Annotated in this window: 12 protein-coding genes; 8 read left to right on the top strand and 4 right to left on the bottom strand. The window is 40.3% G+C overall.

What is annotated here, in order from left to right:
- Positions 1 to 542 precede the first annotated feature (542 nt).
- Positions 543 to 1,118, top strand: coding sequence for a TetR/AcrR family transcriptional regulator (locus AWW73_RS12845; RefSeq protein WP_062849841.1), 576 nt, complete (start codon positions 543 to 545; stop codon positions 1,116 to 1,118).
- A 79-nt stretch (positions 1,119 to 1,197) separates the two neighbouring features.
- Here AWW73_RS12845 and AWW73_RS12840 read toward each other — a convergent pair whose 3' ends face one another.
- Both AWW73_RS12840 and AWW73_RS12835 read right to left on the bottom strand, forming a co-directional pair.
- The gene (locus AWW73_RS12840) at positions 1,198 to 1,803 is read right to left on the bottom strand and encodes a nitroreductase family protein (protein WP_057105558.1); all 606 of its coding nucleotides are present in this window, start codon (positions 1,801 to 1,803) and stop codon (positions 1,198 to 1,200) included.
- 52 nt (positions 1,804 to 1,855) lie between these two features.
- Complete coding sequence (locus tag AWW73_RS12835; RefSeq protein WP_062849840.1) at positions 1,856 to 2,998, bottom strand: glycerate kinase family protein; 1,143 nt, start codon at positions 2,996 to 2,998, stop codon at positions 1,856 to 1,858.
- A gap of 397 nt (positions 2,999 to 3,395) precedes the next feature.
- On the opposite strand from AWW73_RS12835, the gene AWW73_RS12830 reads away from it, so the two are divergent.
- The 5 genes from AWW73_RS12830 (at position 3,396) to epmA (ending at position 9,333) form a co-directional block, all read left to right on the top strand.
- Positions 3,396 to 5,804 carry an FdhF/YdeP family oxidoreductase gene (locus tag AWW73_RS12830; RefSeq protein ID WP_062849839.1) on the top strand — a complete coding sequence of 803 codons (2,409 nt, stop codon included), beginning with the start codon at positions 3,396 to 3,398 and terminating at the stop codon, positions 5,802 to 5,804.
- Between the two features lie 82 nt (positions 5,805 to 5,886).
- On the top strand, positions 5,887 to 6,678 hold the full coding sequence (gene fdhD / locus AWW73_RS12825; RefSeq protein ID WP_062849838.1) for a formate dehydrogenase accessory sulfurtransferase FdhD: 792 nt from the start codon (positions 5,887 to 5,889) through the stop codon (positions 6,676 to 6,678).
- 119 nt (positions 6,679 to 6,797) lie between these two features.
- Positions 6,798 to 7,190, top strand: coding sequence for a YkvA family protein (locus AWW73_RS12820; RefSeq protein WP_062849837.1), 393 nt, complete (start codon positions 6,798 to 6,800; stop codon positions 7,188 to 7,190).
- Between the two features lie 104 nt (positions 7,191 to 7,294).
- Positions 7,295 to 8,362 (top strand): 4-phosphoerythronate dehydrogenase, encoded by a 1,068-nt coding sequence (locus AWW73_RS12815; RefSeq protein ID WP_062849836.1) that lies wholly within the window; start codon positions 7,295 to 7,297, stop codon positions 8,360 to 8,362.
- A complete protein-coding gene (gene epmA, locus AWW73_RS12810) occupies positions 8,359 to 9,333 on the top strand; it encodes an EF-P lysine aminoacylase EpmA (protein ID WP_060464879.1) in 975 nt (324 codons plus the stop codon). The genes AWW73_RS12815 and epmA overlap by 4 nt, the downstream gene beginning before the upstream one ends.
- Before the next feature lie 58 nt (positions 9,334 to 9,391).
- Here epmA and AWW73_RS12805 read toward each other — a convergent pair whose 3' ends face one another.
- Entirely contained in the window at positions 9,392 to 10,357 is a 966-nt protein-coding gene (locus AWW73_RS12805) for a Tim44 domain-containing protein (RefSeq protein WP_016146185.1), read from the bottom strand.
- Between the two features lie 82 nt (positions 10,358 to 10,439).
- On the bottom strand, positions 10,440 to 11,828 hold the full coding sequence (gene radA, locus AWW73_RS12800; protein WP_005073053.1) for a DNA repair protein RadA: 1,389 nt from the start codon (positions 11,826 to 11,828) through the stop codon (positions 10,440 to 10,442).
- Between the two features lie 342 nt (positions 11,829 to 12,170).
- Here radA and AWW73_RS12795 point away from each other — a divergent pair, with 342 nt between their 5' ends.
- Positions 12,171 to 13,664: an alanine/glycine:cation symporter family protein gene (locus tag AWW73_RS12795; protein ID WP_031949097.1), complete on the top strand. Its 1,494-nt coding sequence runs from the start codon at positions 12,171 to 12,173 to the stop codon at positions 13,662 to 13,664.
- A gap of 314 nt (positions 13,665 to 13,978) precedes the next feature.
- Positions 13,979 to 15,385, top strand: a complete 1,407-nt coding sequence (locus AWW73_RS12790) for an amino acid permease (protein WP_062849861.1) — start codon at positions 13,979 to 13,981, stop codon at positions 15,383 to 15,385.
- Positions 15,386 to 15,404: the final 19 nt, after the last annotated feature.

The raw sequence follows: 15,404 nt of genomic DNA, 5'->3' as shown, positions 1-15,404 counted from the left end.
TTTATCCTTACTTTTTAATGATCTAATTTAAAACAAATGTCATTTTGTGTGCTTGACTGTAAAAGGGTAGAGCACTATTCTTTGCCTGCTGGCCACATTGCCAGCCGGTTTTAGCAGACCGTGCTCAAGAACATTGAAAAAATTCATTTTTTTGATGTAGACCCGTTCGTCTCCCTTTTTGTAGCGGTAGGACGGAAGGGGGACACCTTCGGGTGTGCTGGGTCTTGAGCCAGTCTGCTAACCCCCTTTCGTTCTGCCACCATAATTCTATAAATGTCTGGCAGAACTCCCAATAAAAGGAGTTGGCTTTGCACATTCATTATTTTTTGGCAGCCTTTGCCAAAGTCTATATCGACACAACTTAAACCTTAAAGCGGTTTGATCACCTAAGGGTTTTCAGGCTTTAAATCGTCACGACTAAAACTTAGCAAAAATAAAACTTGAGATGTGCCAAGCACAGTTTTTATAGGCTTTGCTGTGCCTTTTTTCTCCCAAAAAAGTATCTCACCTACAACAAGAATTTATTTTAAAAAGGTAAAAATATGCCTCATTCAGAAATATCTGCCAAAAAATTACAGGTCATTTGTACTTCAATTCAGCTATTTACGATTTATGGATTTCACAATACAGGGGTAAACCTTCTGATCAAAAAATGCAAAATTCAGAAGGCGACTTTTTATAACTATTTTCAGTCCAAAGAGCGACTTATTGAAAGATGCATAGCCTTTCAAAAAAGTCGGCTAAAAGAAGAAGTGCTGGCAATTATTTATTCTCATCGCTACCCAACCGCAAACGATAAACTCAAAGAAATTTTTCTTTTACATGTCGATTTAAATAGCTTTTACTTTTTGCTATTTAAGGCCATTTTTGAAATCAAGCTGCTCTACCCGAGAGCCTACCAAATGGCGATTGAATATAGAAAATGGCTGCTTAGAGAGCTTTTTGAGTTGATATTTAGTCTAGAGACCCGTGCTTTGAAACCCGACGCTAAGATGATTTTATTTATGATTGATGGGGCGCTCATCCAACTTTTAGACCCAAATAAAGCTGGTGAAAGGAAGAAATTAGTAGATTGCTTTTTGAAGCAGTTTATAGCCAAGTCAAAGTCAGCTTTATAATAAATACCAAATTAAAGGCTTTCATCTATTTAGAATAAAATCAACAAATAGAATGAAAGCCTAAAATTTGAATAACAACTTAGAACGTATTTTGAATAATGACATCATCGTAAGGAAGTTTGCCCACACGTGGGTAAGGCTGAGATGCTGATTTACCAACAGCAATCATTAAACACACCACATGATCTTCAGGTAAGTTTATGAGCTTTGCCATCGCATCAAAGTCAAAACCATCCATTGGGCAACTATCTAAACCGTGCTCTTGAGCAAGAAGCATCAAGGTCTGAGCAAAAATGCCCGCACTACGCATAACTTCGTCACGTTGGGTTTGCGGACGGTCACGATAATACTGGTCAATTGCGCCAACCATAATATTTTGAACTTCAGGAGAAGCGCCATCCCATACACGCTTAGCATCAACTTCCCATGTACTGACTTTTGCACATAACACAATCAGTAATGATGATTCTGTAACCTGTGGCTGGTCCCAAGCAATGGTACGGATTTTTTGTCTTAACTCAGTATCTTCAATGATGACTGGACGCCAATGTTGTAGGTTAAAAGCGCTTGGCGCATTGGCTAAAACTTCTTGTAATAACTGCTTTTTGTTATCTTCAGAGAGTTGAAAAGATGGGTCGAAGCGTTTCACTGCACGGCGGTTACGGATGGCATCAATAACATTCATAAGATTTTCCTACTGGTTGGTTTGACCGTTTTTTAAAATAACAAAAAAATATTTAGGATTGGTTCATATTAAACTGAATTAATCTTGCAATATCGATTGTTCGTTCATAAATGAGTTCTGCCGCATGTTCGCAAGCGTGTTCTAAGGTAAGTGGACCATTGGCTAGTGAAAATGCAGCCGTAACGCCATGTTCATAAAGCGCTTGGTAGCCTTCGCCTAATGTGCCTGCAATTACAATAACGGGAACATTATGCGCTTTGGCAATTTGGCTTACCCCAAAAACTGTTTTGCCACTTAAGGTTTGTTGGTCAAATTTACCTTCGCCTGTAATTACCCAATCTGCATTACAGATTTTATGCTCAAGTTGGTTAAGTTCAGCCACAACTTCGACTCCAGCCTTAAACTCAGCATTTAAATAACTTTTAGCGGCAAAGCCCAAACCACCCGCAGCGCCAGAACCTGCTTCATCTCGTTTGTCGAAACCTAAAAGCTCAGCAGAAACATCGGCAAAATGGGTGAGAGCATCATCAAGCAGTTGTACTTGAGCAGGAGAAGCACCTTTTTGTGGCCCAAAAATAGATGATGCACCGTTAGAGCCACAAAGTGGATTGGTCACATCGGCAGCCAACAAAAACCGTGTTTGCTGAATACGTGAGTCGAAATGCGTTAAATCAATTTTTGACAAGTTTTTGAGAGCGAGGCCACCTGTGGGTAAAACGTTTTGGTTGGTGTCGAGTAAAACTGCACCCAAAGCACTCAGTAATCCTGTGCCGCCATCATTGGTCGCACTCCCACCTACGGTTAAAATAATCTCTTTTGCACCTGCATCTAAAGCATCCAGAATGAGCTGACCTGTTCCAAAGGTTGTGCTGTGGCAAGCATCACGTTCTGACGGTGGGACTAACTGTATGCCGCTCGCTTGAGCCATTTCAATGATGGCGATTCTTTGTTTTTCTAACCAGCCCCATTTGGCCTGAACAGGCTGACCTAATGGCCCAACTACAGTTTTTTCACACCATTGACCGCCGCAAACTTCTAATACAGCTTCAATGGTTCCTTCACCGCCATCTGCCATAGGGCATAACATCGTTTCTGCATGAGGAAAAACTTCTTGCCATCCTTTGGCAATAGCCTGAGCTACCTTTAAAGCAGATAAACTGTCTTTAAAAGAGTCAGGTGCAATAATGACTTTCATAAGTTCTCTAATTCTGATGGATTTTTAATTGATTTATACTCATTAGTATGAAAAAAACATAGTTAAAACCAAATCAGAGTCAATTTGAAAAATCAGTCTAATCTGTTGGAAATGAAAACCAATAATGTTTTTATCTGTAAAAAACTCATCCATTAAATTTTTAAACATTTGTTATATATAATTTTTTTAAAATAATACTATTGGTTTGAATTATTGTAATTATAAAGAATATGGCACATATTATAAGCAGCGTTGAGCCTGCTTTTTTAATATTGTGAATAAGAAAAAGCGGACTCTACCAATAAGCTAAACAACAGATCGCCTAGATATAACCATAATTAAATCGTGATTTTATTGAATCTGTTGAGTATGTAAGAAGAAATAAGAGGATGAAAAAGTGGATAATTCAGAAGAACAAAAGCATATTCAGGAAAATAACGGTTTTGCGCGAATTGAGCCATATACTCATCCTGCTGGCGGTTGGGGCGCACTGCTAAGTGTTGCTCGAAACTTGAAGCGACAAGATATTTTAACAAAAGGTTCAATTACCTTACTCAACATTAACCAGCCTACAGGCTTCGACTGTCCCGGTTGTGCATGGCCAGAAAAGAAAGATGCCCATGCTTTTAACTTTTGTGAAAATGGTGCAAAGGCGGTTGCTTTCGAAGCGACCAGTAAAACGGTTACTCCTGAATATTTCGTAAGCCATACTGTCCGTTGGTTGTCAGAACAAAGTGATTTCTTTCTAGAAGACTTAGGTCGCTTAACCGACCCGGTTCGCTACGATGCTGCAACTGATAAATATGTAGCAATTTCATGGGATGAAGCATTTCAGATCATTGCTAAACACCTCCATGCGCTAGATCACCCAGACCAAGCAGCGTTTTATACTTCTGGTCGTGCGAGTAACGAAGCGGCATTTTTATATCAATTGTTTGTGCGCAGCTTTGGAACAAATAACTTTCCAGACTGTTCGAACATGTGCCATGAAACAACAAGTGTTGGCTTGCTCGACTCGATTGGTTTAGGAAAGGGCACCGTCACCCTAGAAGACTTTGATTTAGCTGATGCTATTTTTAGTTTTGGGCATAACCCCGGAACCAACCATCCACGTATGTTAGGCACTTTACGAGAGGTGTCCAAACGTGGCGGTAACATTATTGCGATTAACCCAATTAAAGAGCGGGGCTTAGAGCGTTTCCAAGACCCGCAAGCTCCGCTTGAAATGATGACTAATGGTAGTACACCGATTAGTCGCTATTATTTCCAACCTAAAATTGGTGGTGACTACGCACTGATGTTAGGGATTTTAAAGCACTTAAATGAGTGGGATAAAAAAGCGCTTGCTTCAGGTAAACCAAGCGTTTTTGACCGAAATTTTATTGCGGTCAATACAGTCGGTTTTGATGAGATGATTGCTGAGATCGAGAGAACTGAGTGGGAAGATATTTATAAACACTCGGGGCTATCACCAGAGCATTTAGAAAAACTCGCCAAACTGTTTTGGGAGTCCGAGCGTTCAATTTTCTGCTGGGGAATGGGTATTACTCAACACCGCCACGGAACAGCCAATGTACATATGCTGGCAAATTTATTGTTGGCGCGTGGTCAAATTGGTAGACCGGGTGCAGGGCTTTGTCCAGTTCGTGGGCATAGTAATGTGCAAGGTGACCGCACTATGGGTATTAATGAGCTACCTAGTCCCAAATTACTCGACAACATTGATCGCGTGTTTGGAATTAAATCACCGAGAAAAAATGGTTTTGGTGTGGTTGAAACCATCAAAGCCATGGCTGAAGGCGAGGTTAAAGTCTTTATTGGTTTAGGTGGAAACTTTGCTGTTGCAACCCCAGATACACCGTATACCCAAGAAGCGCTCAGAAAATGTAATTTAACAGTTCATGTTGCCACCAAGTTGAATCGTAGTCATTTGGTGTGTGGTAAAGAGGCACTCATTTTGCCTTGTTTGGGACGTACCGAAATTGATGAGCAGCTTCATGGCCCACAGGCTATTTCAGTCGAAGATTCGATGAGTAATATTCATTTGTCAGCAGGGCGTAATACCCCAATTTCTGAAAATATTTTGTCTGAACCTGACATCGTGGCAAGAATGGCCGAAGCAGTGCTGCCAGACAGCAAAATCAAATGGAAATGGTACATCGAAAGTTATGACCGTATTCGTGACTCAATTGCCGACGTCTTTGATGAGTTCCATGACTTTAATTTACGTGTCTATAAACCGGGTGGTTTCCACCTTGAGCATCCCGCCAATCAGCACATCTGGAATACAAAAAGTGGTAAAGCGCAGTTTATGATTACACCTCTGAGTGAAGTCTATGCTGATAAAGAAAATCAGTACGCTGCTGCATATACCGATAGTAAAGTTTATACCTTAATGACCACTCGCTCTCACGACCAATACAACACCACTTTATATGGTCTCGATGACCGTTACCGTGGGGTATTTGGTCAGCGCCGTGTATTGTTTATGAACCAAGCCGATATTGATGAAGCTGGCTTTGAAGCAAATCAATGGGTCGATATTGAAAGTGTTTTCTCCGACGGTGTGAAGCGTATTGTACACAGTTTCCGTATTGTGCCTTACAACATTCCACATGGCAGTTTAGCTGCGTACTATCCAGAGACTAATCCTTTGGTGGCGTTAAGCAGTCATGATAAATATGCCAAGATTCCGGCTTCAAAAAGTGTTCCTGTGATTTTACATCCCGGTGATGCACCCGCCCACTTTAACTTGGCAACGGCAGTAGCCCCTGAAGATGCCGATAAGAAAGTAAGTAGCCTTTAATCAACAAAAACGATATAAAAAAAATGTCATCAAAACAAATGGCGCTCTCAATAAGCGCCATTTTGAAATAAAGGAAATCATTTTGACACCACATTCTTATGGGGTTGAAACGTTACCAGTGCAGCGGTTTAACAAAAACGACTCTGAAAATGTTTTAGATCATATTGTGCAAGAGTACCCAATTGCCTTGGTGTATAACGGCATTTCACACGCAGTGATGATGGCAACACCCACCAATGTTGATTTATTTGCCAAAGGTTTTAGTCTTTCCGAAGGAATTTTAACGAGCTTAAAAGAACTATATACGCTTGATATGCATCAAAATAAATTGGGCATTACGGTGGAAATGACCATTTCATCTAGAGCATTTGCTGCATTAAAAGAACACCGCCGCATGATGGTAGGCCGCACAGGCTGTGGTTTATGTGGAATTGAGAGTTTAGAGCAATTTCAGTTAGATGTTCCAAAAATTACAACGCATGCATTTAAAATATGGCTTGAGCAAATTCCGAGTGCCATTTCCCATTTAAAAGCTCAACAGGAAATTACTGCTTTAACGGGTGGAGCACATGCCGCAGCATGGGTAGTTGATGGTCAAATTGCCGCTTTATTTGAAGATGTTGGCCGCCATAATGCATTAGACAAATTAATCGGTTATCTAGCTCAAGAAAACTATGACACCAGTTTAGGTTTTGTAGTGATGACCAGTCGGGCTAGTTATGAACTGATAAGAAAATGTGCCCAGCTGAACATTAGTCTACTGGCGTCAATTTCAGCACCTACCAGCATGGCGATTCAGTTAGCCAAACAATCTGGCCTGACTTTGGCAAGTTTTTGCCGAGAAGATAGATTTGTTTTATATACAGAAATTTAAAATATATTGTTCAATATGATGGACCTAAAGTAAAGCTCATCTGACATTTCTTTGGCTTTTAAGCTAAGGATAGGTTTTATGGATTATTATAAAACTCTAAAGGTTCAGAGTCTGTCCAAATGTCTTGGTTACAATCAATAAAAGAATGGGCAAAAGGTCTAAAGAAACAAATTATTATGCTTTGGTTTGCATCAAGGCATCCGCAAATGCCGTGGTTACCTAAAATTATTGCTGTGGTGGCTGTGGCTTATGCGTTTAGTCCAATCGATTTAATTCCAGATTTTATTCCTATTTTGGGCTTTATTGATGATGCCATTATTTTACCAATGCTCATTTGGTTAGCTATTCGTTTTACGCCTCAACAAGTCATTTTCGATGCTGAACAACAAGCTGAAGAATGGCTGGATGACCATGAAAAACGACCCAAAAACTATTTGGTTGCCGTCCTCATTATTTTAATTTGGCTCACAATCGCGGTAATAGCTTACTTTTATTTTGGCGGTGGTTTGTAACTGAACTGAGTCTTGAAACTGTCTACTAATTTAACGCCCTTAACATTGTGCTTTGCTGCAACTCAAAGGATAATAACGTTTTTATAAGCTATGGGTTGCAGACAATGAAAATCGTCGCAGATGAAAATTTGGCGTTTACCGATTACTTTTTTTCTGAGTTTGGCGATATTCAACACAAAGCAGGGCGTACTTTAACCCATTCTGATGTAAAAGATGCTGAAGCTTTATTGGTTCGTTCAGTCACCGCAGTGAATGAAAGTTTAATTGAAAATACCGCCTTAAAATATGTGGGCAGTGCCACAATCGGCACGGATCATTTAGATATCGCGGCTTTAGAAAAACAAGGTATTACGTGGGCGAATGCCGCAGGTTGTAATGCACAGGCTGTGGCTGAATATGTCATTACCGCTTTACTTCATTTAGATGAGAGCCTTTTAGAACAACAAGAAAAATTTACGCTAGGCATTGTTGGTCTTGGAAATGTCGGTAAGCGTTTGGCATATATGGGCCAGTTGCTTGGCTGGAACGTAATTGGCTTTGACCCGTATGTTAAACTAGATTCAATTGAAAATGTAAACTTTCAAACTTTGTTGCAACAAGCCAATGCCATTTCAATTCATGTGCCGCTTACTAAAAATGGTGAACATGCCACATATCATCTGTTTGATGAAAAAGCTTTTGCAGCCCTTCAACCGAACACGATTTTAATTAATAGTGCACGTGGTCCAGTCGTTAAAGAAGCCGCTTTAATGGAGGATATTCAACGTACCCAGCGTAAAGTGGTGCTTGATGTATTTGAACATGAACCAGTCATATCAGAAGAGCTTATAGACATGTTGGCTTTAGCAACACCGCATATTGCAGGTTATAGCCTTGAAGGAAAAGCCCGCGGTACTCAAATGATTTATGAAGCGTTTTGCCAAAAATTTGGATACGACATTAATAAGCGTTTTGAAACTCAGCTACCTGCATGTGAAGATTATTTTTCAGGACATGATTTAAAAGCGGTGTTAAAGCAAAAACTATCTCAAATTTATGATATTGCTCAAGATGATGCCAACATTCGTGCCTGTATTAAAGACGGCAAAGTTGAGCAAAAAGCATTTGATTTACTACGTAAGAATTATCCGCTGCGCCGTGAATGGGCAGCCCATGGGGGACCACAGGCATGAGTTTAAGTTATCAACCTACTTGTTCAATTGATGCCTTAAAAGCACGTGCCAAGCTCTATACCCAAATTCGTCAGTTTTTTGCTGAACGTGATGTGATGGAAGTCGAAACACCCATCGTTTCACAAGCAGGTGTCACCGATGTACATCTAGCTTCGGTTCAGGCTTTGCGTCATATTAACGGCAAATTGCAAACTCAATATTTACAGACATCACCAGAATTTGCAATGAAGCGTTTATTGGCGAGCGGTAGTGGACCAATTTATCAAATCTGTAAGGTGTTCCGCGATGATGAACACGGGCGTAAACACAATAGTGAATTTACCATGCTTGAATGGTATCGACCCGGTCTAGACTTAAAAGCGTTAATGCATGAAACCGCTGATTTATTGCAAACTTGTTTGCAGCATCGTTTTGGTGAAGTTCGTCCGTTTATTCTAAGTTATAAGCATGCCTTTCAAGATCGCCTAGACATCAACCCTTTACAAGCAACGCTGAAGCAACTCAAAGATACGGCAAATCGTGTGGGATTAAATCTTGATTTAGGCGATGATCGTCTAGCTTACATGGATTTGTTGTTTTCTCATTTTGTTGAACCAAGTTTAGGCTTTGATGCACCTGTCTTTTTAACTGACTTTCCGCCAGAAATGGCCTCTTTGGCAAAAGTGAAAGTAGATGAAGACGGGGAAGAGGTTGCAGCACGTTTTGAGGTTTATATTGAAGGCTTAGAGTTGGCAAATGCATACGATGAATTGCTTGATGCAGACGTGTTACGTTCACGCTTTGAAGCAGACAACGCAGAACGGGCGAAACAGGGGCTTCACGTTATGCCTTTAGATGAGCATCTTTTAGCAGCGTTGCCTCATATGCCAGAATGCTCAGGAATTGCTTTAGGTGTAGACCGTTTACTTATGGTTGCAATGGATCAGGTCAAAATTGAAAAAGTAGTGACCTTTCCAGCAGAAATTGCTTAAACGCTGACAAATAAAAAAGCCACAATAGTGTGGCTTTTTTATTTAGGATTTATTTAGCTTAAGCTTGTTGAATACCTGCAACAACCCAGTCTTGCTGAGAACCAGCAGGCTTAACAAAGTGCCAGATTTCAGTAAATGGTTGTGGCAAGCTGTTTAAGTCTTCACTTACTGTACCAGTGAAACGTACGCTTACTACGTATTGACCATTTTCAGTCGCACTATCTACAACCATCGCATTCAAGTTACTAAATTCAGCAACGTCTTGATCTTGATTTTCCATGATGTCGTTATACATAGAACTATAAAGTTCTGGTGTTAAGTAACGGCGAATTTCTTCAATGTTACTTGCAGTATTCATCGATTGGATGTGATTAAAACGTTGACGTGCAATACGTAAGAACGCAGCAGGTTCACTACCATCTGGAAGTTGATTGCCATTACTCGTTGTTACACCGCCAAAAGGAGCTTGTGTTGCTGCACCGCCAGCCACAGATTGACCAAAGATATTTGTATTATCTCCAGCATTACGTGGAGTTGCTTGTGGAGCAGCAGAACGGCCAAATGGGTTTTGACCGTTACTATTTGGTGCGTAAGGGTTGTTACCCGCTAATTTTTTTTTTGATCCCAATTTACGGAATACAAAGAAAGCGAGAGCTGCGGCAAGCAATACCCAAATCCAGCCTGGGATTCCACCTTTTTTCTCTTCTTGAGCTTGAGCGGCTTGCTGTTCAGTTGATGTTGGTTTGTCATCAGCTAAAGCATTTGCTGCAACAGCACCTACGGCAGCACCAGCCACACCAGCTGCAACCATTGAACCAACGCCTGGACCAGATTTCTGAGGCGCTGTAGTGGTTTGTTGAACTGGAGTCACTTGACGAGGTTGTTGATAAGACTGGCTTGAAGTAGTAGAACGTGCCATGCCGTGGCTTTTACCACCACCTGCACGTTTTGCTTCAGCAAGAGGAGAAATTGCTAAAGCAGCCATTAAAATACCGGTAATCAAGCCACGCTGGTGTACTTCCATAGGAAATTCCTGTTTAGTGTTAATTTGTAATAGTATTTATGCAGGTATTTACTCTAAATTTCAACCTTAAAAGTATGTTTTTTTATGTCAATTCATCACTGAGTTGCATTGCTTCTGTCAGGGCTTCATGCAAGCGCGCAACCGCAATGACTTGTACGCCCGGAATTGCTTTTTGCGGCGCGTTACCTCTTGGTAAAATGACATATTTAAAGCCATGTTTTGCAGCTTCTTTTAAGCGTTCTTGACCGTTAGGAACAGGGCGAATTTCACCTGAAAGTCCAACTTCACCAAAGACAGCCAGTTGCTGGGGCAAGGCTTTAGTACGTAAACTTGACGCACATGCGAGTAAAACCGCTAAGTCCGAACCTGTTTCAGTAATTTTTAAACCGCCTACAATGTTGACATAAACGTCTTGTCCTGTGGTTTGCACACCGCCATGACGATGCATTACAGCGAGCAGCATATTTAAACGGTTTTGTTCAAGACCAAGTGCAACACGTCGTGGTTGTCCTTGAGCATCATCAACTAAAGCTTGTACTTCGACCAAAAGAGGGCGAGTTCCTTCACGACTAATCATGACAATTGAACCGGGAATCGCCTCATCATAACGACTTAAGAAAATGGCAGAAGGGTTGGCTACTTCACGTAAGCCTTTATCAGTCATGCCAAATACACCAAGTTCATTGACTGCACCAAAACGGTTTTTAACAGCACGAATCATACGATAGCGAGAGTCTGATTGACCTTCAAAGTAAAGTACGCAGTCCACCATATGCTCTAAAACACGAGGACCTGCCAGCGCACCTTCTTTGGTCACGTGACCAACAATGAATAGCGCTGTGCCACTATTTTTTGCATAGCGGGTTAATAAAGCAGCAGATTCACGAATTTGTGAAACACCACCCGGAGCAGATTGGAGAGTTTCTGTATAAAGTGTTTGAATCGAATCTAGAATAGCGACTACAGGTTTTTCTTGCTCTAAAACTTCACAAATACGTTCTACACAGGTTTCAGCCATGACTTTTAATTGATCAGTAGGTAAGTCAAGGCGTTGTGCACGAAGCGCAACCTGAGATAAAGATTCTTCACCTGTAATATAAAGTGCTGAGCTTTTTGCGCTTGCCATGTGTGTTGCGGTTTGCAAAAGAATGGTCGATTTACCAATACCCGGGTCACCCCCAATCAGTACAACAGAACCTGTCACCAAACCGCCGCCAAGCACTCGGTCAAACTCGCTAATGCCTGTAGGTAAGCGGGTTTCATGAGAAACTGAAACTTTATTGAGCGTTGTAATATTAGCAACTTGACCCGCATAGCCCCCAATTTTAGGGCGTGCACGGTGAGCAGTGGTCGGCTCAAGTTTAACTTCAGTCAGTGAATTCCATTCACCACACTCTGAGCATTGACCAGCCCATTTAAGATGATCGGCACCACATTGCTCGCAACGGTAAACAGTTTTGACTTTGCTCATAAAAAATTGAAATTTTGCTCGATATTATATAAATATAGTTCTTAGGAAGTTCTTCATTCTTGTTTCCTGAAATTTTCATAAAGATAATGAGGAAATGTGAAGGGATCTTCTAAGGAACTAATAAGGGAAAGACACCAAAAATAACACGATATTGGATTTTTACAAGTCAGATAAAGTTTGTTTTCAGTGGATATAAAAAATCTAATCTATTCCCCAAGGACGGTGTTTTTACTGCAGTATGTATCTAGCTGTTTATTATAGATATGGCATGGATATTGCTGAAGTGAAAACGAACAAAATAATATGAGTATTGTATTTTAAAAATACAAAAGGTTGATATCTATGAGTGCAGCAGAAATTGTTGATTGGATAAATAGCATAATCTGGAGTAAAGGACTTATTTACCTGTGCTTAGGCGCGGGTTTATTTTTTTCTATTTTGACAAGATTCGTTCAAGTACGTCAAATGAAGGAAATGTTTAGACTGTTAATAAAAGGTACTTCTTCAGAACAGGGGATTTCATCTTTTCAAGCCTTAGCTGTTTCATTATCGGGGCGAGTGGGTGTAGGTAATATTGCGGGTGTGGCAGCAGCAATTGGCTTTGGTGGGCCAGGCGCAGTCTTTTGGATGTGGTTAGTTGCATTTTTAGGAGCAAGCACGGCATATGTAGAATCAACTTTAGGTCAGATCTATAAAGTTGAATATCAAGGCCAATATCGTGGTGGTCCAGCATTTTATTTTGATAGAGGACTGGGACAACGTTGGTTAGGGGTTTTATTTGCAATTTCGGCAATTGTGGCCTGTGGTTTATTTTTACCGGGTATTCAAGCAAATGCGGTAGGTAAAGCATTTACACAAATTACAGGTGAAGGGGCAATTATTTTCGGTGATATTGGTTTATTCAAACTTGTAGCACTTGTGGTGATTGTTAGTTTACTCGCGATCATTATTTTTGGTGGAATTAAACGGATTGCACGCTTTGCTGAATTCGTTGTTCCTTTTATGGCAGCTGGTTATATTCTAATGGCTGTTGTTATCGTTATTGCGAATATTGAGGAACTGCCTGGTGTAATCAAATTAATTTTTGAAGATGCTTTTTCTCCGATGGCGGGTCTTGGTGCTGCGATCGGTTGGGGAGTGAAACGTGGTGTTTATTCAAATGAGGCAGGGCAAGGAACAGGGCCACACGCAGCAGCGGCAGCAGAAGTTCAACATCCAGCTCAACAAGGTTTTGTACAAGCATTCTCAATTTATGTTGATACTTTATTCGTCTGCTCTGCAACAGCATTCATGATTTTAATTACCGGCATGTATAACGTACAAGGTACATTAGAAGCTGGTCAATTTATCGTGCAACATGTTGGAGCAACTGTAGAAATAGGCTCTCCTGCATTTACACAGATGGCAGTGAGCACAATGTTTGGTAATTTTGGTCAAATCTTTGTGGCGTTGGCTGTGTTCTTCTTCGCGTTTACAACGATTGTTGCGTATTACTATATTGCTGAAACTAACATTACTTATCTAAGCTATATTACAAAGTCTCCATCATTATTATTTGTGACTAAGTGCTTTATTATTTTATCGGTATCGTATGGAGTACTGAGTGCAACTGGTTATATATGGGGTATTGGTGATATTGGTGTAGGTTTAATGGCATGGATTAATATTGTCGGAATTATTGTGACTTATTTTGTATGGAAGCCAACAATTAAAGCACTAAAAGATTATGAAGCGCAGCAAAAAGCTGGAGTAAAAGAGTACACATTTGACCCTGTTAAATTAGGCATCAAAAATGCGACATTCTGGGAAGAAAAATTGAAGAATAAACAAAAGTAAATTTTCAGATGATGAATTTACTTTCTGATTTTTTAATCAAAAAGGCTACCTCATTGGTAGCCTTTTTATATCGGCTTGAGTTAAACAAGTGCGACAAAAGTTGACTTGAGAGTCCGTTGTATTGGAATGGGCTTGTGCGTATCATCGGATTGAATTGTATGTAGCTTGGAATCATCAGCAATACAGACAAATTGGTTAGCTGAAAAGTTGTCAAAAAATATACATTTAAAAGATACCTGCAAATGGTGCGATATCGTCTTTTTGATTTGAATTTAGCTAACGGATTAAAAAAATTACTGGAGTGTATTTATAAAATGTCGAATCAAAATTTGAGCGAGCCTCATGAACAAGGTGAGCTCCATCGAAGCCTCTCCAATCGGCATTTACAGCTGATCGCGATTGGTGGTGCAATTGGTACCGGATTATTTATGGGATCAGGCAAAACAATTAGTCTTGCTGGTCCATCGATCTTGTTCATTTATCTGATTATTGGTGTGATGGTGTTTTTTGTCATGCGTGCGCTTGGCGAACTACTTCTTTCAAATCTTGCCTATAAATCATTTATTGACTTCACAACAGATTTAATCGGTCCATGGGCAGGTTATTTTGTAGGGTGGACATACTGGTTATGTTGGATCACGATTGGTATCGCTGACCTTTCTGCAATTATCTACTACCTACAGTTCTTCAATAATGGTCTACCTTTCTCACCTGTCGAAGGGGCGATGATTAGTGTTGCCGCAATTGTATTTATTATGGGTTTAAACCTATTAACTGTACGTCTATTTGGTGAATTAGAGTTTTGGTTTGCGCTCATTAAGATTCTTGCGATTATTATTTTAATCGCTGTGGGTCTATGGATGATCTTTACTGGCTTTACCTCAAGCACAGGTGAAGTTGCTTCCTTTACTCATCTTTGGGCGAATGGTGGTTTCTTCCCAACTGGTGTACATGGTTTCTTGGCAGGCTTCCAAATCGCAATCTTTGCCTTCGTTGGGGTAGAACTTGTCGGAACAACAGCTGCCGAGACGAAAGATCCGGCACGTAACTTGCCAAAAGCAATTAACTCAATTCCAATCCGTATCATTATTTTCTATGTGTTGGCATTGTTGATTGTGATGTCTGTAACACCGTGGAATAAAATTGATCCAGCGATCAGTCCATTTGTAAACTTGTTCAGTCAAGCAGGTGTGGCAGCAGCAGCAATCTTGATGAACTTGGTGGTACTATCATCAGTGATGTCGTCAATGAACAGTGGTGTCTTCTCAACAAGCCGTATGTTATTTGGTTTATCTCGTGAAGATCAGGGGCCAAAAGCTTTTGGTAAATTGAACAGACGTGCAGTACCTGCAAATGCATTGTATTTCTCTGCTGCGTGTTTATTGTTAGGCGCGGCATTACAGTATTTTGTACCAAATACTGTTGAGGCATTTACGCTTGCAACGACCCTTTCAACGATTCTGTTCATTTGCGTGTGGTTACTCATTATCTGGAGCTATATCCGTTACTACACGACACGTCCTGAGCTACATGCAAAATCAACATTTAAATTACCTGGTGGTCTATTTACATGTTGGATCACGATTATTTTCTTTATTGGCATGATTTATGTGTTGTCTTTAGAACCAGATACGTTCAAAGCGCTTAAAGTCAGCCCAATTTGGTTTGTTATCTTGATCATTGGTTATTTCTTCTTCTATAAACCACGTCAAAAAAAATAATTAAATTTATTTAGTTATG

The sequence above is a fragment of the Acinetobacter lactucae genome, assembly GCF_001605885.1.
Classification (GTDB): Bacteria; Pseudomonadota; Gammaproteobacteria; order Pseudomonadales; family Moraxellaceae; genus Acinetobacter; species Acinetobacter lactucae.
Note: the sequence above shows the minus strand (reverse complement) of the source record. Positions and strands in the feature narration are given on the sequence as shown.